Below are 20,020 nucleotides of genomic sequence, written 5' to 3'. Positions count from 1 at the left end.
GATGCGTATTTTAATCTCTGGTGGTGGAACTGGAGGACACATCTATCCAGCGTTAGCTTTGATCGAGACTTTGAAAAAAGATGATCCTGCGACGGAAGTTCTGTATGTTGGAACGCATAAGGGATTAGAAAGCAAAATTGTGCCAGCTGCAGGAGTCGCTTTTCAGACCATTAAGATTCAAGGATTCAAGCGGTCATTGTCGCTTGAGAATTTTAAAACGATTTACCTCTTTTTAAAAAGTGTTCATGATGCCAAACGGATTATTCGTCAATTTAAACCTGACGTTGTTGTGGGGACTGGTGGTTATGTCTGTGGTGCGGTAGTCTATGCTGCTGCAAAAATGAAAATTCCAACTTTTATTCATGAACAAAATAGCATTGCAGGGATTACAAACAAATTTTTAAGTCATTTTGTTGATAAGATTGGGATTTGTTTTGCACAAGCGGCAGCTGAGTTTCCTGCTGCAAAAGTAGTTTTCACCGGCAACCCGCGCGCACAGCAGGTCGCAGGAATTAAGCCTTCTGGACGGCTGCAAGAATTGGGTCTAAGTGCCACTAAGAAGACAGTCCTGATTTTTGGAGGATCACGCGGAGCACGCAGAATTAATGAAGCCACAATCGCGGCTTTTGAATATTTTGCCGAAAAAGAATATCAGGTACTATTTGTAACAGGCAGTGTCCACTACCAAAAAATAATGGATGAGTTAAAGACACCTGTGCCGCAGAATATTTTAATTAAGCCGTATATTCCTGATATGCCGGCAATCTTACCCGAGGTAACCTGTATTGTTGGGCGAGCTGGCGCAACTAGTTTGGCAGAGATTACAGCCTTGGGGATTCCTTCTGTGCTGATTCCAAGTCCTTATGTAACACATGACCATCAGACGCATAACGCACAAAGCTTGGTGACGGTCGGAGCTGCTAAAATGATTACAGAGGCTGATTTGACAGGGGTCAAACTCGCAGATGCGGTTGATGAACTTTTGCGTAATGACCAGTTAAGAATGGAAATGTCTGCTAAAGCACGCGCAGCTGGTGTACCGGATGCGGCAACTAGAATTGAGCAACTGTTGCAGCAATTGATTGCCAAAAAATAATTTTTAAAGGAGGTTGGTCGTGATGCGCCATAATCGGTTTTTGAAAAGAAAAAATATCAAGGACCAGCCTCTGACTCCATGGGAGGAAATGCAGCGAAAAAGGCGGCAAAAGAAGAGCAAAAAACGACATTTCTTTAAGAGGAAAAAACGAATCGGAGATAAACTGCCATTGTTGACAAGGCAAAGAAATCAGGTCTTACGCCGACGCTTGAGCATTAACTTAGTCTTCTTTTCGTTAATGGGAATACTGTCTTTGTACTTTATACTCCCAATTAGCCGGATTAGCCAAGTCACAGTCACTGGAGCAGATGCCCAGACGCGTTCGGCTGTTTTAGCTGCTAGCGGGTTAAAAAAAGGTGGGCTGCTGTTAAAAACAGTGCTTATGCAAAAAAAGATTAAGCAAGAGATTTTGACTGCTGTGGCAGAAGTTAAGCAAGTCCGTTTTAATTATGATTGGACAACTGTTAAGTTGCAGACGACCGCTAGTCCAGTGAGTGGTTACGTGTTAGATGGAAAGCAATACTATGCCCTGACCAAAAAGGGAGTCCAGTCTCAGATTGCACGGAATCAGCCGGCTGACAATTATCCTGTTTATTCGGGGTTCGGAAAGAAACCGCAGTTAAAATTGTTGGCTATTCAAATGAATAAGATGCCGGCTAAATTGACGAGTGCTATTTCAGAGGTGCATTATGATCCGTCACAGGTCAATTCTGGAAGAATTCGAGTTTATCTGAACGATGGTAATGAGGTGATTGCAACTATCTCAACTTTTGCAACTAAAATGGCTTATTATCCGGCTATCAAGGCTAAAGCTACGCAAAAAATTCTCGTTGATTTTGAAGTGGGGGCATTTTCTTATCCTTTGAAGTCAAATAATTGACAAATGTTTATCAATTGTACAAATAAAGGCTTGAGAAGTGTATAAATGAGAAACAGTGTGGTAAAATCTAATTAATCGGTTTGAGTGAAATATTGGAATGCAAGTTTGGAATATTAGGGAAGAAGGGGGCTCGATCAATGGAAAATTCTGGGATATATGTTGGCCTTGATATTGGGACGACATCAATCAAGGTAATCGTCGCGGAATACGTAAAAAACCAGCTGAATATCATCGGAGTTGGAAGTGAGCGCTCGGATGGTTTGAGTCGTGGTGTTATCGTGGATATTGATCGTGCGGTCACCGCAATCAAGAAAGCTGTTGCGCAAGCTGAACAAAAAGCAAATATTCAAATTTCAGAAGTGATTGTTGGAATTCCAGCTAATCTACTTGAGATTGTACCATGCAGTGGGATGATCGCAATTGGCGATGAAAGTGGAAATTCAAAAGAAATCGGTAATGATGATGTGTATCGAGTGACTAAAGCTGCTTTAACACAAAAGTTGCCACCTGAGCGTGATATCATTGACATCTTACCGGATGAATTCATTGTAGATGGATTTGATGGAATTAAAGACCCACGGGGTATGATTGGGGTCCGTTTGGAGATGAAGGGCGTTGTTTATACAGGCCCGAAGACGATTCTGCATAATACACTGAAGTGTGTGCAGATGGCTGGTCTAAAGGTTAAAGATACCCTTGTAGGGCCCCTAGCGCTTTCGACGGTTGCCTTGAGTGATGGTGAACGTGATTTTGGGACTGTGTTGCTTGATTTGGGTGGCGGTCAGACGACTGCGGCTGTTGTACATGATCACAAATTAAAATATACATATGTTGACCAAGAGGGCGGTAAATTTGTCACGAAGGATATTTCAGTAGTACTGAATACTTCACTTGAGAATGCTGAAAAAATCAAGCGTAATTATGGTTATGCTGCAAGTTATCTTGCATCAAAAGAAGACCTTTTTCCCGTTGAAGTTGTTGGTAAAACAGATAAGGTCCAAGTCAGCGGTGAATATCTTGGTGAGATTATTGAAGCTCGCTTGACACAAATCTTCACTAAGCTGAAAGATGCACTTGAGCAAATTGATGCACTTGGATTGCCTGGAGGAATTGTGATTACGGGTGGAATGGCTGCCCTTCCAGGGGTCAAAGAGCTGGCTGAAGATGTTTTTGATGTTAATATTAAAATCTTTATTCCACAGCAGATGGGACTGCGGCATCCTTCCTTTACGCAAGCGATTGGACTTGTCCAGTACATGACGGTGCGCAGCGAAATTGAGTTAGTGGTTAAAGGTGTTTTAAGTGGTAAGACAGTGCAGCAGGTGGCGCCGCAAAGGGCCACCAAGGAAGCGGATGATGAGCAACTTGTTAAAGTTGATTTTAATTCCGAGAAAGCTGAGAAGAAGCAAAAGAAGAAGGATGGCAATGGTGCCTTCGAAGGCCTCAAGAACTTTTTTAATACATTTTTTGATTGATTTTAATTGGAGGGAAATGCAATGGAATTCTCACTAGATGCAAACGAAAATACAGGAGCAACGATCAAAGTTATTGGGGTCGGCGGTGCAGGTGGCAATGCTGTTAATCGAATGATTGCTGATGATGTTAAAGGCGTGGAATTTATTGTTGCTAATACAGATGTTCAGGCACTTGAAAGTTCAAATGCTGAAACTAAAATTCAATTAGGGCCTAAGCTTACGCGCGGTCTGGGAGCAGGATCAAATCCTGAAATTGGCAACAAAGCTGCACAAGAAAGTGAAGAAGCTTTAGCAGAAGCATTGCAAGGTGCCGATATGATCTTTGTTACTGCGGGCATGGGTGGTGGTACCGGAACTGGGGCTGCACCTATTATTGCTAAGGTTGCAAAAGATCAAGGTGCACTGACGGTTGGGGTTGTTACACGACCATTTAGTTTTGAAGGGCCAAAGCGTGCACGCTATGCGGCTGAAGGTGTTGCCCAAATGAAGGAACATGTCGATACGCTCGTGATCATCGCGAACAACCGTTTGCTTGAAATTGTGGATAAAAAGACACCAATGCTTGAGGCTTTCAAAGAAGCAGACAATGTTTTGCGCCAAGGTGTGCAGGGAATTTCAGATTTGATTACCTCACCAGGATATGTCAACTTGGACTTTGCGGATGTTAAGACTGTGATGGAGAATCAGGGTTCGGCTTTGATGGGAATCGGGTCCGCCAATGGTGAAAACAGGACGGCTGAAGCAACTAAAAAAGCAATTTCTTCACCGTTGCTTGAAGTTTCAATTGATGGTGCAGAACAAGTACTGTTAAACATTACTGGTGGTCCAGATTTAAGTCTTTTTGAAGCACAGGATGCTTCGGATATTGTAGCACAAGCTGCCACCAGTGATGTTAATATTATTTTTGGAACCTCAATTAACGAAGATCTTGAAGACAAAGTAGTGGTTACTGTGATTGCTACTGGAATTGATAAGAAGAAAGAAGAGCGGGCAGCTCGCCACAAACGGATGAACAACAGTAACCCAAGCGAAGGTGCACGGTTGGACTCTTTTAATAACAGCACTGCTGCCAAGCCAACCAATGATCCCCTTAAGGACTGGGATTTACGCCGTGAGATTACGGGTGAACGTCCGCTTGAAAATTCAGAACGTACAAACGAGTTCCAAAATGTCGAAAAGAAAAAGTTCGATATTTTTAAAGCTGATACTGCTAAGGAACAGAATGAAACGGAAGATGACGGGTTAAATACACCACCATTCTTCCGTCATCGGCGTAAGTAATTTGTCAGCCGGTACATGCTGAAGGGGGTGTTGGAATGGCTTTAGGCAATAAGCTGAGTCGTTTTTTTGGAATGGCTGATGAAGAGGACTATCAAGAAGAGTTTCCTAATAAAGAAAGTGAACCAACTTCCAATTTTTCTCAAAGTCAAAAAGTCGTTTCTCTGAATGGTAAGAGGCAGGAAATGGTCGAAAAGAAGATTGCTTTGTTTGAACCACGAATCTATTCTGACGTTAAAACTATTGCAACGCGCTTGCTTAATGAACAAGCGGCTGTGATTAATTTTCAAAGAATGGATGATGAGCAGGCACGACGGGTTGTTGATTTCTTGACTGGAACAGTTTTTGCAATTGAAGGCGAAATTCAACGCGTCGGCGATAATATTTTTCTATGCACACCACGTAATTTTGTTGTCGAAGGAAATGTCACCGCAGATTTTTCGGAATCTGATCTCAATTAGTTTAGGAGTATGAGAATTGATTATCTTAACAATTGTTAACCGCTTGTTCCAACTCTATTCACTTGCACTGGTTGTTTACGTGCTAATGACCTGGTTCCCAGGAGCTTTGCAGTCACGGTTGGGTGTTATTTTAGGACGCTTCTGTGAACCATATTTGGCGTTCTTTGATCGCTTCATTCCAACGTTCGGTGGAATCAGCTTTTCACCGATTGTTGCACTTTTAGCCTTGCTGTTCGTTCAAAACGGCGTCAATCTTGTACTGACTTCGCTTTTGAGTGCTTTAGGCTTTGCATTTTAGAAGAAGGTCAGTATGGTAAAGGAAACAATCTATCAACATTTTAGAGCAGAGGAAAGCACAACTGTTACAGAACTGGGAACACTGATTGCGCAAGCACAAACTGAATATAGACCGATCTTAACGCATTTCTTGAATCCACGTGAACGTTTTATTGCGGAAACGCTTGTTCATGAAGATAACAGAGTTAAATTGGCAGCTGAGGGGCTCGTGCCTAATGCTGAACGGCAAAGAATGCTTTTTTATCCAGACTATTACGAACCTGTGCTGGCAGATTTTGAACTTGCTTTGCTAGAGGTTAAGTATCCTGTTAAGTTTGCTACGCTTAAACATAGCCAAATTTTAGGGGCCTTAATGAATTCTGGGATTAAACGAGAGGTCATTGGTGATATTATTACTGATGGAAGTCGCTGGCAGTTAATTGCAGATCAGCAGTTCAGTCGTTTTTTGCAGACACAGATTGAAAACGTTGGCAGAATTAAGGTCCGGCTTAGTGAACTTGAACCAAGTGCTGTTGTGATTCCTTTAGATGAATGGCAGGAAGAACAGGTTTCGGTAAGTTCCTTGCGGATTGATGTTTTGGTCGCTGCTGTCTATCATCTCTCGCGGAATCGGGCCAAGGAACTACTAAACAATAAGTTGATTCATTTGAATTGGATGTTGCTGGATAAACCTGATCATGAAATTGCTGTCTATGACGTCGTTTCAGTCCGCGGCTTTGGGCGGTTTAAGCTTGAAGAAATTCGTGGTCTTTCAAAAAAGGAAAAAATCCGTGTCGTTGTTGCTGTTTTAAAAAAATAATACATACATGGAGGTGTTGGGGATATGACTTTGACCCCATTAGATATTCACAATAAAGAATTTCGTGTAAAACTGCGTGGCTATGATCAGGACGAAGTTAATGATTTTTTGGATCAAATTATCAAGGATTATGAACTTAACCTGAAAGAAAATGAACACTTAAGTGAAGGCTTGAAACAAAGCCAAGAGAAGCTTAAATATTTCAATGATCTAAAAGACTCTTTGAACCAATCAATTATTGTTGCACAAGAAGCTGCTGATAAAGTAAAAGCAAACTCGCAGCGTGAAGCAGAAATCATCAATCGTGAAGCACAAAAGCAGGCACAAGATGTGGTTGATCAGGCAAATGAGAAGGCACGTCACATTATTGAAGGTGCTTCGCAAAAGGCTAAACGGTTAATCTTTGAAACCGATGATCTGAAGAAGCAGGCACGGATTTTCAGGCAGAAATTGCAAGTAATGTTGGAATCTCAACTTGAGGTTGTTAAAGGCAGCGAGTGGGATGATATCTTGAAACAGGGCGATACCAGCAACTATGAAGAAATTCAAGAAGCAATTAGAAGAGAAGAGGAGCTTGACAAAAAGAGTGCAAAAGAAGTAAAATCATTCTCAAACGTTGAAGCTCAAAAGGAACAAGAGACTGGGGATAACCAGAATAACAAAGCCGTTGTGATTTTTCCTGAAGAAGAAGATGGCGGACAGCATTTTGATGAAGTTGCTGCTGATGCGCAAAAGAATAAATAAAGCTAAAAAAAGAACAATAGTTTTGGTATGATATCATAGCGAGCCGGTGTCTGGTGCAAGTCCGGTGGTTTCTCATTTCAAGATTTATCATCTTTTTAGCGACAGGCTGAATTAAGAGTAAGGCTGTTCGGAGAATGACCGTTAGTCATTTTGAGGAAAAGGGTTTGGTCCCTTTTTGAATTTGGGTGGTACCGCGAAGATTTCGTCCCTTGCTGGGAATGAAGTCTTTTTTTTTATAAAAATTAGCGAAAAGGAGAGGATTTTATGAGAATTAAAGAAACTTTAAATTTGGGAAAAACAAAATTCCCAATGCGCGGAAACTTACCCGTGCGCGAAGCTGAAAGACAAACTGAATGGGAAGAAAATAAGGTTTATGAACGACGTCAAAAATTAAATGAAGGCAAGCCAAGCTTTGTTTTGCATGATGGCCCTCCATATGCTAACGGAAATATTCATATGGGGCATGCGCTTAACAAAATTACCAAAGATTTCATTGTGCGTTCGAAATCTATGATGGGCTTCCGTGCACCATATGTCCCTGGCTGGGATACGCATGGTCTGCCGATCGAACAGCAGTTGAAAAAGGCGGGGGTTGATCGGAAAGCATTGTCAGTTGCCGATTTTCGTGAAAAGTGCCGAGAGTATGCACTAGAGCAAGTTGACAAACAAAGAACTGATTTCAAGCGCCTTGGGGTTGCCGGTGAATGGGATAATCCATATGTAACACTCGACCCATCATTTGAAGCACAGGAGATTCGTGTTTTTGGCAAGATGGCGGAATTGGGCTTGATTTATAAAGGTAAAAAGCCAGTCTTTTGGTCATGGTCTTCTGAATCAGCACTAGCAGAGGCGGAAGTAGAGTATCATGATGTAACTTCGCCGTCTGCTTTTTATGGCGAACAAGTTGTTGATGGTAAAGGAGTTTTAGATACTGATACGTACATGGTCGTTTGGACAACCACACCATGGACAATTCCGGCTTCAGAAGGAATTACAGTTGACAAAGATTTTGATTATGCAGTTGTACAACCTGCAGGTGATCAGCGTAAATATGTGATTGCAACAGAACTGGTAAAAAATTGTGCCGAATTATTTGGTTGGGAAAAGTATGAGATTGTTAAGCAGCTTAAAGGAGCAGCTTTGGAATATGTCACCGCACAGCATCCCTTCTATCCTGAACGTAAGTTGCTAACGATGCTCGGCGATTTTGTCACGCTTGATTCTGGGACCGGGCTAGTGCATACGGCTCCTGGTTTTGGGGAAGATGACTTTAATGTCGGTAAGCAATATGGCTTGGATATTTATGTTCCAGTAGATGATAAGGGTTATTTGACTGAAGATGCTGGTCCTGATTTTGCACATGTTTTCTATGATGATGCAAATCAGATTTCATTGGATAAGTTAAAAGCAGCCGGATTGCTTTTGAAATTCATGCCGTTGGAGCATAGCTATCCATTTGATTGGCGAACCAAAAAACCGATTATTTTCCGTGCAACTCCGCAATGGTTTGCTTCCGTTGGAAAGATTCGGACCCAGATTTTAGATGCAATTGATGAAGTTAAATTTTTCCCAGATTGGGGTCAAAAACGGTTGCATAACATGATTCGTGATCGTGGTGACTGGGTAATTTCACGTCAGCGGGTGTGGGGCGTGCCACTACCAATTTTCTATGGTGAAGATGGCGAAGCAATTATCACTAAAGAAACGGTAGCACATGTAGCTGATTTAATTGAAAAACACGGGTCGAACATCTGGTTCCAGCGAGAAGCCAAAGACTTATTGCCTGCTGGATTCACCAGTGAGCATTCACCACACGGTCAGTTTACAAAAGAAACTGATATTATGGATGTTTGGTTTGATTCTGGTTCTTCACATCAAGGAGTTTTGGCGCAACGTGATTATTTGACTTATCCAAGTGACATGTATCTTGAAGGTTCCGACCAATACCGTGGCTGGTTCAATTCAAGTTTGATTACGAGCGTTGCCTTTTCAGGAAAGGCACCGTACAAACAGATTCTTTCACAAGGATTCACCCTTGATGGTGAAGGCCGCAAGATGAGCAAGTCGCTGGGAAATACGATTGTTCCAGCTAAAGTCATTCAACAAATGGGCGCTGAAATCATTCGTTTGTGGGTATTGAGTGTCGATTCCTCGGCCGATGTTCGGGTTTCGATGGATAGCTTTAAACAAATCTCCGAATCCTACCGTAAAATTCGGAATACTATTCGTTTCATGTTGGCTAATACGACTGATTTTGATCCGGCACATGATACAGTTGCTTTTGATGATCTTGAAGCGCTTGACCAGTATATGGAAATCAAGGTTAATAAGTTCACTAAAGAAGTGCTGGACGATTATGCTGTTTATGACTTCATGGATATCTATAAGAAACTGATTAACTTTGTTTCTGTGGAACTTTCAGCTTTTTATCTGGACATCGCCAAAGATGTTGTTTACATTGAAAGCGCAGATGCGCGTAAGCGGCGTTCGATGCAGACGGTTTTATATGACGTGGTAGTCAGACTTACAAAATTATTAACACCAATTTTGCCGCATACCACAGAGGAAATCTGGAATTATCTAAAGGAACCTGAAGATTATGTTCAACTGGCTGAAATGCCTCAAGTACAGCATTTCAATGCGGAAGAAAAAATTACTGCACGTTGGGAAGAATTCTTGAAAGTGCGGACGGATGTTTTAAAAGCATTGGAAGAAGCCCGCGATCAGAAGTTGATTGGTAAGTCATTTGAGGCGCATGTAACACTTTATGCAGATGAGCCTACGCAGGAATTACTGGCCGCACTTGGAACTAATGTCCGTCAAGTCTTAATTGTCTCAGCACTTGATGTTAAAGAACTTGCACAGGCACCAGCCACTGCTGTTAAATACCATGAGGTTGCACTTACAGTTGAGCATGCTGATGGCAAGGTTTGTCCACGTTGTCGGATGATTAAAGAAGATGTTGGGACCGATGCTGACTTGCCATTGTTGTGTGCAAGTTGTGCTGCTTTGGTAAGAGCTGATTATCCTGCAGCAGTTGCAGAAGGCTTAACAGAATAAAAAGGAAGTACAAGGCAGCGGTTGCAGACTTTGAAAACTAACAGCAATTTGTAAAGTAGTTACAATTTGGTTAACTTAATTTACAGTTGCTGGTTAGGTTACATTATAAATACGCAATAAAACTAGGAGAAGTGTGACATAAGTTGTTAAAACTTGTGGACTGACGTAAATTACGAACGTAAAGTGTATTTTATTATGAGTAATTCGAAGTTAGACGGAGAATTTTGACTTATGGAACACGTTTATCCGGAATAAAAGAGGGGCTGTGACAAAATTTAACTTTTGTCACAGCCCCTTTAGTCTAGGTAGAACTTTTTTATTTAAGTAACTAACGCTAAAAAGTAAAAAAATATGACAGTCAGTGATTAATAGTTGTATGATATGATGATAATAGAATTAATTTGGAGGTCATTATAATGAAGTTGCTGAAAGTTCATGGTTCGGGCAATGACTTTTTCATTTTAGATCAAAGCAAGTTGGAGAAGCCCTTATCTGAAGCAGAATTAAAATTGTTAGCACAGAAAATTTGCGATCGTAAAAGCGGGCTTCATGGTGGTTCTGATGGCGTATTATCTGTAACCGCAGGGCATAATGATGCAGTTGTCGGCAAGATGCGGGTGATTAATGCAGACGGCAGTGAAGCTAGTATGTGCGGTAACGGAATCAGAACAGTTGCCCGTTACCTAAGCGAACAAAATAATCAGAATGCTTTCAAAGTTGAGACGATGCAGGCTGATTTGGAAGTTAAAAGAGAACCTGATTTTGCACCAGGGATTACTGTCTTTGAAGCAGAAATTTCACCAGTTTCTTTTACTGCTAAAGCTTTAGGGATGCATGTTGCTGGAAAAGAAAAGTTAGTTAATGAAAGCATCCCAGAACTGTCTGCCACTTTAAAATTTTCTGCAGTCGCAGTTCCTAACCCGCATTTAATCGCATTTGTGGACCATGCGACTTTAATCGGCGAAGAACTCGGAAGAATTGCAAGCTATTTAAATTCAAAAGGAAACCCGATTTTCCCGGATGGAGTGAATGTTAGCTTTGTTGAAGTCTTGGCAAAAAATAAAATCTTTGTTCGGACCTATGAACGCGGGGTCGGGTTTACAAATGCCTGCGGGACAGCTATGTCTGCCTCTAGTTTGATGTATGTACTCCTGTTTACTGGTAAGAGCGGCTTAGAAGAAAAGATTACAGTTTTGAATCCTGGCGGGATGGTAAAGACAAAGGTTCATCAGCGTGCTGATGGTTCTTATTGGATGTCTTTGATCGGCAATGCAACTTTTGTGGCAACGGTCGAAGTTGAATTATCGGCGGCCCTAGCAGGCGACTTTTCACAAGTGAACTGGCAGGAAACGGGTGAACAAAAAGCATATGAACACTTTGTAAGGAGTGTTGTTAAAAATGAACTTTGAAGAAAAATTGTTGGATTCTAAGCGAATTTACACTGGCAAAATTATTAATGTTGAAGAAGAAACAGTGCAGCTTCCTGATGGAAAAAATGCTAAAAGGGAAATTGTCAGGCATCATGGGGCAGTCGCACTGCTATGCATTACAGCAGATGATAAAATGATCTTTGTCAAACAATGGCGCGAGCCGCTGCGTAAAACTACCTTGGAAATTCCGGCTGGCAAGATTGAACCTGCTGAGGAGCAGTCACCTCAAGAAACCGCTAAACGCGAGCTCAACGAAGAGGTTCGATTGCGGGCTGAAAAGCTGGAACAGATTGCTGTCTTTTATACTTCTCCAGGTTTTGCAGATGAAAAAATGTTTCTTTACCATGCTCAGGGATTGTCGCCAGTGGCGCAAGCATTACCGCAAGATGACGATGAGTTTTTGAATGTGTATGAATTGACTTTAGCAGAAGCACAGGAGCAGATTAAAGCTGGTCTAATCTGCGACAGTAAGACAATCATGGCCGTTTGGTATTGGATGCTTAAGTTAAGGAGTGTTTAATGTGGGAATCAAAGAAAGACTTTCACGCACTGCCAGGCAACATTCTGAACACAAAGAGGAACCAAAAAAGACACGCTCGCAGGCGGTAGAGAATTCTCCGGATGAGCTGAGTCGTGCACAACTGCGTAAGTTTAGGCAAGCGGAAGTTGAAGAAGAGAAGAAACGCCGATTAGGGCGCAAACTAAATTGGATAATTTTATTTCTAGTGATTGCAATTGTGATCGTCTACTGTTTTATGATTTTTGTTAATTTTTGATGGAGGAAGACAAATGAAGTATGGGATTTTGTGTGCCATGGATGAAGAGTTAAAAGAACTGCGTGCGCAGTTGAGTGCAGAAAAAGCAGTCACACTGGGCGGAATTAATTTTTATGAAGGGTGTTTAGGTCAGCAAAAAGTTGTTTTAGTGCGCTCGGGAATCGGCAAAGTTCAAGCGGGCATGACAACCGCGTTGTTGATTGTAACCTTTGGGGCAACAGCCGTTATTAACTCTGGTTCTGCAGGTGGAATTGGCACTGGGTTGCACGTCGGCGACGTTGTTTTGTCTACTGCAGCTGCCTATTATGATGTTGATACCACAGCTTTTGGATATCTTCCAGGGCAGCTTCCACAACAGCCGCAACGTTTTATGGCTGATGAAAAACTAGTTGCACGGATTGCTCAAGCAGCTCAAAAAAATGGTCTGCATACTAAAACTGGTTTGATTGTTACGGGCGATCAATTTGTAGCTTCTTCTGAAAAAATTGCAAAGATTAAGCAAACCTATCCAGCGGCTTTGTGCTGTGAGATGGAAGGTGCTGCAGTTGCTCAAGCTGCATTTCAGTTTAAGGTTCCTTTTGTGATTGTCCGTGCAATGTCCGATGTTGGGGATGAAGAGGCTGGTCAGTCTTTTGATGAATTTATTATTGAGGCCGGTCGCCGTTCCGCCCAGATGATTTTGAACGTTTTAAATGTTTGAGGGGTTTTGAAAAATGAAACATATTTATTTAGACAATGCAGCGACAACACCGATGGCGCAACCCGTTATTGACAAAATGACGGCGGTCATGACACAGGTTTTTGGCAATGCATCGAGTACTCATTATTATGGCCGACAGGCGCGTGCAATTCTTGACGAAAGTCGGCATGTAATTGCAACGTCAATCAATGCCAAGAAGGATGATGAAATTGTTTTTACGAGTGGTGGCACTGAGAGTGATAATACAGCGATTATTGAAACTGCCTTTGCCCGTAAAAATGAAGGACGTCATTTAATTACAACGGCAATTGAACACGAGGCAGTTTTAAAGTCAATGGCTTATTTGGAAACTCAAGGATTTGAAGTTACCTATCTGCCGGTTGACCGGACCGGTAAAATTTCACTTACGGATTTGCAAAATGCTTTACGAGCTGATACGATTTTGGTCTCAATTATGGCGGGAAACAATGAAGTTGGGAGCAGGATGCCAATTCACCAAATTGGGCAGATTGTGGCTGCTTCTAATGCCTGGTTCCATACTGATGCAGTTCAGGCTTATGGGCTGGTAGATCTTGATGTTCAAGCTGATCAGATTGATTTGATGTCAACTTCTGCACACAAATTGAATGGTCCGAAATTTTTAGGTTTTCTTTATCGTGCTGAGCATGTTGTGATTCCGTCGCTAATTAAGGGTGGCGATCAGGAACTCAAACGCCGTGCAGGAACAGAAAATATTCCTGCGATCGCAGCGTTTGCACAAGCTGTTAAACTAGTTGACTCGCAGGAAAAAGCTGCGCGGCAGCAAAAGTATGCAGGGTTCAAGCAGCAACTGGTAACGGGTTTGCGTGAAAATGGGATTGAGGTTGAGGTTAATGGGGACCTTGAAGGTCATAATCTGCAACATGTTTTGAATCTATGGTTCAAGGGCTGTCCAAGTGATGCGTTGTTAACTAATCTTGACTTGAACGGAATTGCAGTTTCTGCAGGATCGGCTTGTACAGCGGGAAGTCTTGAACCTTCACACGTGTTAATTGCGATGTATGGCAAAGATAGCCCACGCATCGCAGAATCTTTGCGTTTTAGCTTTGGTGCAGGTAATACAGCGGCTGAGATTGAAGTTGTAATTGCAACTTTAAGTACGATTGTTAAAAAATTAAAAAGGGAGTAATACAAGATGGCATACCAGAAAAAAGCGTCTCTTTTAGGTGATAAACGCACTTTTGAGTTAGCTGCGCAAATCAAAAAATATACTTTACGAGATGTTGGTTTTACTGAAAGTCATGGTGGTAAATTTGTACTGGAACGGTCACTTGATCCAAATTCACCTTTTAATGCAGCTCTTAAGTTCAAAATGACAATCAGTGCCGAACTTAAAACGTTTAAAATGGCAGTGACTGCTGCAAATGGGTTGAAAGAGGTCAATCTTTTTAAAGAAAATGATGCGGCTGCGCGAATAGAGCAACTAGATTATTTATTAGCTGTTCTGGTAAAAAGGCAAATTCTGACACAGGTTGTTTAAAAACCCGTGACTTGTCAAAGTAACCGCAAGTCGATATAATGTAACTTACTGAAATAATACGACCTTCAAATCGTAGGTATTCAGAATCTAGATTGAATGATGGTGATAGTATTATGCAAGACAACAGTCAGACACGTGTTGTTGTGGGGATGAGCGGTGGAGTTGATTCTTCGGTGGTAGCATATCTTCTCAAGCAGCAGGGTTATGATGTCGTTGGTGTCTTTATGAAGAACTGGGATGAGGAAAAGGATAGCGGTGTTTGTACAGCAACTGAAGATTATGAAGATGTTGCGAAAGTTGCAAATAAGATCGGGATCCCATATTACTCAGTTAATTTTGAAAAGGAATACTGGGACAGAGTTTTTACGTATTTTCTTGACGAATACAAGCATGGCAGAACGCCAAATCCAGATGTCATGTGCAATAAGGAAGTCAAATTCAAAGCATTCCTTGACTACGCTTTAAAGCTTGATGCCGACTATATTGCAATGGGACACTATGCACAGCTACGGCGTGATGCTGATGGGACAGTGCATCTTTTGCGCGGTGCAGACAGCAATAAGGATCAGACCTATTTTTTGAGCCAGCTTGCGCAAAATCAGTTGCAAAAAGCTCTTTTTCCAATTGGAGATTTGCAGAAAAAAGAAGTACGCGCGATTGCCGAAAAGGCGGGGCTTGCAACCGCAAAGAAAAAGGATTCCACCGGGGTTTGTTTTATCGGTGAGCGTAATTTTAGTAAATTTTTGCACGAATTTTTACCTGCGAAGTCCGGTCTAATGAAGACTGTGACCGGTGAAGTTAAGGGAAAACATTACGGCTTGATGAACTATACAATTGGTCAACGCAGAGGTCTTGGTATTGGCGGAAATGGTCAGAGTAATGATCCTTGGTTCGTCATTGGAAAAGATTTGAGTTCAAATACCTTATATGTTGGTCAAGGATATCATAATAAGCACTTGTATGCAGATCGGCTGGATGGCAGTAAAGTAAGTTTCATTGCACCATTGACACGCGGTTCGATTTTTCATTGTACAGCGAAATTTCGTTACCGGCAGCAAGATTCAGGCGTTACTGTTTATTTGAATTCTGATCAGACAAAAGTACGAGTAGAATTCGACGAGCCGGTTCGCGCAATTACTCCAGGACAGGAAGTTGTTTTTTACGACGGCGAGGAATGCCTAGGGAGTGCCACAATTGATCGCGCTTATCAAAAAGAGCGCGTCTTGCAATATGTCTAAATTTGTGATGTACCTGAATTAATTAACAGAAATATAATGATGAAGTTCAGTCGGAGATGCAGCAATTTGCTCTCTGGCTGAACTTTTTGTGCTTAACTAAAAAATTGTGTAATTCCGCAACGCTAGCAATTTAGCAAAGCATGCACATTTATGCAGCATTTCAAGTGGTAATTACCTAAAAGACTTTGTTTTTCTCTTCACGCAAACATTTTTTGTGGCATAATTAGAGATAGCAAAAAAGAGAAAAGGGGATTCGTTGTGACTAGATTATTCTTCATCAGACATGGCAAAACAGAATGGAATCTTGAAGGACGTTATCAAGGTGCACAGGGAGATTCTCCCTTACTGCAGGAAAGTTATACTGAGATCAGCCAGTTAGCGGTGTATTTACGCCAATATCAGTTTGAGGCACTTTACAGCAGTCCAATTAAACGGGCTTTGACAACTGCGCAGCAACTTTCTGAGAAATTACCGCAGCAACTGCCCGTGCAACCAGAAACAGCTTTGCGGGAGTTTAATCTTGGAAAGATGGAAGGGATGAAATTTACAGAAGTTGCCCGTCTTTATCCCGCTGAGCTGGCTGCTTTTGGTAAACATGCCGACTTGTATGATCCGACTATAATTAAAGGTGAGACTTTTCCACAGGTTTTTGAGCGGATGACACCAGCTATTCAAAAAATAGTTAGGCTTCATCCTAAAGGAGATGTCCTGCTTGTCAGCCATGGAGCTGCTTTATGTGCAGAAATCAGGCATTTGTTAGGTTATTCGCTAAAAGAATTGCGTGCTAATGGTGGGCTGGCAAATACTAGTACTACGATTTTAGAGACACATGATGGCAAGAATTTTACCTGTTTAGCATGGAATAAGACAGATTATCTCAAACGCAAGTTAGACGCGACAGATATTGTCTAAGGAGTGGGTTAATGAACAAGCAACGGAAACAGCTAGTCAAAAAGACTGATGAATTAATTAAAGCAGCGATTCAAAAAATTGATGATGAACCTAAGAACGCCCAAAATTACTATGACTTAGGCTCTCTTTTGACGGAACTTAAAAACTATGAACAAGCTGAAGCCCTTTTTCGAAAGGCATTACCACTTTTTGCAACTGAACAACATGACAGCAGTTTGCTCTATTATGGATTAGGTAATGTTCTTTATGCGGCTGGGTTATACGCTCAGGCAGTTGAAGTATTTCAGAAAGTTCAAGAACAAAAGCTGCAGCAAGATGCCTATTTGATGCTTGCGCAGTCGGAGTTTGCACAAGAGCATTACCAACAAGCACTTGCTTTTGCGCTGACGGCTGCGGAAAGAGGATCACATCAGGATGCCGCGCATTTATTGATGGGTGAAAGTTTTTTAGCTTTAGGAGACTTCGAGCATGCGCAAGAATATTTTGAGCAGGTGCGCACACGAGAGCCACAGAACTTTAAAGCTAATTTTGAGTTGGGTGTGATCAATCTTGTGTTGGGCAAAGAAAATCCGTGTTATTTTCAACAGGCGCAAAAAAGTGACCCTAGCGCATTTAAACGGATGCAGTCACGCTTAGCTGACATTGAAAAGGTGCTGCTTGCCAAAAAGAACACTACTCATGAAAAAAAGGCCTAAGGAGGAGTCGCGTTGATAAAAGGTGAACAACAAGAGCTCTTTCAACCTGATGCTAATCAAACAGAAAGCTACATCAGTGGTAAGGTCGATGCGGTTTTTTTTGAGAGCCCAGAAACGTTTTATAAAGTGATTCAGGTTAAACTTAATGCGCAAAATATTTCATGGACAGACAATGAGATTGTAGTGACTGGAAACTTTGCAGAACTGAATGAAAATGAAAATTACCGTTTTAGTGGTAAGTTAGTTGAACATCCTAAATACGGAAAACAATTTCAAGCTTTCAATTATCAAAGTGAGACTCCAACTAGTAAAGAAGGTCTAATTACTTATCTTTCAGGTAAGAGTTTTAGTGGGATCGGACAAAAAACAGCTGCGAAAATTGTCAATCATTTAGGAATCAATGCAATCCCGCAAATTCTCAAAGATGCAGGCTGTCTGCGCGGACTAGGACTCAGCCAAAAACAGCAACAAATGCTCTTAGAAACATTGCAGGCTAATAATGGGACGCAGCAGATTATAGTGGAACTTAATAGCTTTGGTTTTGGGAGCCAATTGGCCACCACGATTTTTAACAAGTACCACGAAAAAACGCTTGCGGTGATTCACGAAGATCCTTATCGCCTGGTGCGTGAAATTCCTGGGATTGGGTTTAAACGGGCCGACCAAATTGCTGAAAAATTAGGCTTTGCTGCCGATTCTCCCTTACGAATCAAGGCTGGTTTGTTCCAAGGAATTTTTGATATTTGCCATGAACAAGGGAACACTTTTACCAATACCAAACAGCTTTTGCAGCAAACTCTTTTTTTACTGACAGACAGTCGGCGCGTGCAACTGGAGCCGCAATTACTGGCACAACAGCTAGTTGCACTTGCCGATGAAGGTAAAATTGTTGGTGAACAGCATCGAATTTATCTACGCAAATATTATGAGGCTGAATGGCGAATTGCACAAAGTCTGAAGAACTTACAGGCTGAATCGGTTGAATTACCTGCTGATTTTGAGTCACAGTGGCCTGTACTTTTAAAAGCGGCTGAGACGCAACTTGGAATTAACTACGGTCAGGATCAGATTGCGGCGATCAAAGGAGCAATCGCTGCTCCAGTTTATTTGCTAACCGGCGGACCAGGGACTGGTAAAACAACAATTATTAATGGAATCGTGGCCATCTATGCAGCTTTACATGAACTATCTTTGGATCCTAATACTTATCGTGATGAGACGTTTCCGATTATCTTGGCTGCTCCGACCGGAAGAGCCGCCAAAAAGATGAATGAAACGACTGGGTTACCGGCTGGGACCATTCATAGACTACTGGGATTAAATGGTAATAATGATGATGAGGAACGTGCCGAACAGCGTCAACTTGAAGGAAAATTGCTGATAGTTGATGAGATGTCGATGGTGGATACTGAACTACTGGATCTGTTACTCGCAGCTATTCCGCATAAAATGCAGGTTATTCTGGTGGGTGATAAAGATCAGTTACCTTCAGTTGGACCGGGGAGAACTTTTGCTGACTTGTTAGAAAGCAAATGTTTAGCACAAAGTCAGTTGCAAACGATTTATCGTCAAGGTGACGAATCAACAATTATTACGCTGGCCCATGCGGTGAAAAATGGACAGTTGCCGGCTGACTTGCAGCTTAACCGCAGTGATCGATCATTCATTGCTTGCAAGGCTTCTCAGATTGAAGAGGTTGTAAAACAGGTGGTTTTAAAGGCCCATGCGCGTGGCTTTAAGACTAAAGATATTCAGATTTTGGCACCAATGTATCGTGGTGTTGCAGGGATAGATAAGCTGAATGTGATGCTGCAAAATATCTTAAATCCACTTAAACCAGAACAAAAACAACTTGAATTTGGAAAACAGGTTTTTAGAATTGGAGATAAGGTCTTACATTTGGTAAATAGCCCTGAAGACAATGTTTTCAATGGGGATTTGGGACAGGTCGTTGGAATCACAACGGCCAAGGAAAACAAAGATCATCAAGAGTCTTTGACAGTTGATTTTGATAATAATGAAGTTGAGTTCAAGCGTAAGGACTGGTACAAATTAAAATTGGCATATTGCATGTCGATTCATAAGGCACAGGGCAGTGAATTTAAACTGGTGATTTTACCGCTGGTTCATCAGTATATGCGGATGCTTAATCGCAATTTATTGTACACAGCAATCACACGCGCAAAAGATTTTTTGATTCTCTTAGGAGAATTACCGGCCTATCAAGCTAGTGTTGCACAGATTGCAGTTGATCGTGAAACAACGCTCCTAGCAAGAATAAGGGAAGTTTTTGACCAGGCAGGTGTTAGTGAGCCGCCGCACCATCAAACGGTTCCAAAAGACAAACAGGTAAAGCTGGCTACAACTAAAGCACAACCAGCAGAAAAACAAGAGCAGCAACCACGCCTGACACTGGAATTAATAACTACTGGCCAGATTGATCCTCTAATTGGGATGGGAAATATTCGGCCCGCTGACTTTATGTAACTTAAAAAAAGTAAAAGTGTCGTGGTACCAGTGAATTATCTTGGCTAGTTCTGGCGGCTAAATAAATAAGAGGAGAATGTGACACAAGTCGGTAAAATTTGAGTGCTAACTCGAAATTATGAACATCGCGCGTACTTTGTTATGAGTAATTCGAAGTTAGACGGAGAATTTTG

The 20,020-nt window shown here is 41.7% G+C and carries 19 protein-coding genes; all 19 read left to right on the top strand.

The window, feature by feature from the left end; all coding sequences use genetic code 11:
- The first annotated feature begins 1 nt into the window (after position 1).
- The 19 genes from murG (at position 2) to AB3Y88_RS02065 (ending at position 19,847) form a co-directional block, all read left to right on the top strand.
- On the top strand, positions 2-1,096 hold the full coding sequence (gene murG / locus AB3Y88_RS02155) for an undecaprenyldiphospho-muramoylpentapeptide beta-N-acetylglucosaminyltransferase (RefSeq protein WP_056959996.1): 1,095 nt from the start codon (positions 2-4) through the stop codon (positions 1,094-1,096).
- A gap of 22 nt (positions 1,097-1,118) precedes the next feature.
- Complete coding sequence (locus AB3Y88_RS02150; RefSeq protein WP_228887848.1) at positions 1,119-1,976, top strand: cell division protein FtsQ/DivIB; 858 nt, start codon at positions 1,119-1,121, stop codon at positions 1,974-1,976.
- A 137-nt stretch (positions 1,977-2,113) separates the two neighbouring features.
- Positions 2,114-3,451, top strand: coding sequence for a cell division protein FtsA (ftsA, locus tag AB3Y88_RS02145; RefSeq protein ID WP_228887773.1), 1,338 nt, complete (start codon positions 2,114-2,116; stop codon positions 3,449-3,451).
- 21 nt (positions 3,452-3,472) lie between these two features.
- Complete coding sequence (gene ftsZ / locus AB3Y88_RS02140; RefSeq protein WP_056960003.1) at positions 3,473-4,732, top strand: cell division protein FtsZ; 1,260 nt, start codon at positions 3,473-3,475, stop codon at positions 4,730-4,732.
- Positions 4,733-4,767: 35 nt separating this feature from the next.
- Positions 4,768-5,190 carry a cell division protein SepF gene (locus AB3Y88_RS02135; RefSeq protein WP_054757554.1) on the top strand — a complete coding sequence of 141 codons (423 nt, stop codon included), beginning with the start codon at positions 4,768-4,770 and terminating at the stop codon, positions 5,188-5,190.
- Between the two features lie 19 nt (positions 5,191-5,209).
- Positions 5,210-5,488, top strand: a complete 279-nt coding sequence (locus tag AB3Y88_RS02130; RefSeq protein ID WP_054757574.1) for a YggT family protein — start codon at positions 5,210-5,212, stop codon at positions 5,486-5,488.
- A gap of 12 nt (positions 5,489-5,500) precedes the next feature.
- Positions 5,501-6,286, top strand: a complete 786-nt coding sequence (locus tag AB3Y88_RS02125; RefSeq protein ID WP_056960006.1) for an RNA-binding protein — start codon at positions 5,501-5,503, stop codon at positions 6,284-6,286.
- Between the two features lie 24 nt (positions 6,287-6,310).
- Positions 6,311-7,030: a DivIVA domain-containing protein gene (locus tag AB3Y88_RS02120; protein WP_056960008.1), complete on the top strand. Its 720-nt coding sequence runs from the start codon at positions 6,311-6,313 to the stop codon at positions 7,028-7,030.
- A 264-nt stretch (positions 7,031-7,294) separates the two neighbouring features.
- Positions 7,295-10,090 (top strand): isoleucine--tRNA ligase, encoded by a 2,796-nt coding sequence (gene ileS, locus AB3Y88_RS02115; RefSeq protein WP_056960010.1) that lies wholly within the window; start codon positions 7,295-7,297, stop codon positions 10,088-10,090.
- Positions 10,091-10,506: 416 nt separating this feature from the next.
- Complete coding sequence (gene dapF, locus AB3Y88_RS02110; protein WP_228887771.1) at positions 10,507-11,499, top strand: diaminopimelate epimerase; 993 nt, start codon at positions 10,507-10,509, stop codon at positions 11,497-11,499.
- The gene (locus AB3Y88_RS02105; protein WP_228887770.1) at positions 11,489-12,040 is read left to right on the top strand and encodes an NUDIX hydrolase; all 552 of its coding nucleotides are present in this window, start codon (positions 11,489-11,491) and stop codon (positions 12,038-12,040) included. Before dapF ends, AB3Y88_RS02105 begins: the two co-directional genes overlap by 11 nt.
- A gap of 1 nt (position 12,041) precedes the next feature.
- Complete coding sequence (locus AB3Y88_RS02100; RefSeq protein WP_054757563.1) at positions 12,042-12,296, top strand: hypothetical protein; 255 nt, start codon at positions 12,042-12,044, stop codon at positions 12,294-12,296.
- A gap of 13 nt (positions 12,297-12,309) precedes the next feature.
- The gene (locus AB3Y88_RS02095; protein ID WP_228887769.1) at positions 12,310-12,996 is read left to right on the top strand and encodes a 5'-methylthioadenosine/adenosylhomocysteine nucleosidase; all 687 of its coding nucleotides are present in this window, start codon (positions 12,310-12,312) and stop codon (positions 12,994-12,996) included.
- Between the two features lie 13 nt (positions 12,997-13,009).
- Positions 13,010-14,164 (top strand): cysteine desulfurase family protein, encoded by a 1,155-nt coding sequence (locus AB3Y88_RS02090; RefSeq protein ID WP_056960015.1) that lies wholly within the window; start codon positions 13,010-13,012, stop codon positions 14,162-14,164.
- 6 nt (positions 14,165-14,170) lie between these two features.
- A complete protein-coding gene (locus tag AB3Y88_RS02085; protein ID WP_056960017.1) occupies positions 14,171-14,515 on the top strand; it encodes a DUF1831 domain-containing protein in 345 nt (114 codons plus the stop codon).
- Between the two features lie 113 nt (positions 14,516-14,628).
- Positions 14,629-15,753 (top strand): tRNA 2-thiouridine(34) synthase MnmA, encoded by a 1,125-nt coding sequence (gene mnmA / locus AB3Y88_RS02080; protein WP_228887768.1) that lies wholly within the window; start codon positions 14,629-14,631, stop codon positions 15,751-15,753.
- Positions 15,754-16,011: 258 nt separating this feature from the next.
- Positions 16,012-16,665, top strand: a complete 654-nt coding sequence (locus tag AB3Y88_RS02075; protein ID WP_056960020.1) for a histidine phosphatase family protein — start codon at positions 16,012-16,014, stop codon at positions 16,663-16,665.
- A gap of 11 nt (positions 16,666-16,676) precedes the next feature.
- Positions 16,677-17,360 carry a tetratricopeptide repeat protein gene (locus AB3Y88_RS02070; RefSeq protein ID WP_228887767.1) on the top strand — a complete coding sequence of 228 codons (684 nt, stop codon included), beginning with the start codon at positions 16,677-16,679 and terminating at the stop codon, positions 17,358-17,360.
- A 12-nt stretch (positions 17,361-17,372) separates the two neighbouring features.
- Positions 17,373-19,847: an ATP-dependent RecD-like DNA helicase gene (locus AB3Y88_RS02065; RefSeq protein WP_228887766.1), complete on the top strand. Its 2,475-nt coding sequence runs from the start codon at positions 17,373-17,375 to the stop codon at positions 19,845-19,847.
- Positions 19,848-20,020: the final 173 nt, after the last annotated feature.

It is taken from the genome of Liquorilactobacillus satsumensis (assembly GCF_964065465.1).
Lineage (GTDB): Bacteria > Bacillota > Bacilli > Lactobacillales > Lactobacillaceae > Liquorilactobacillus > Liquorilactobacillus satsumensis.
Note: the sequence above shows the minus strand (reverse complement) of the source record. Positions and strands in the feature narration are given on the sequence as shown.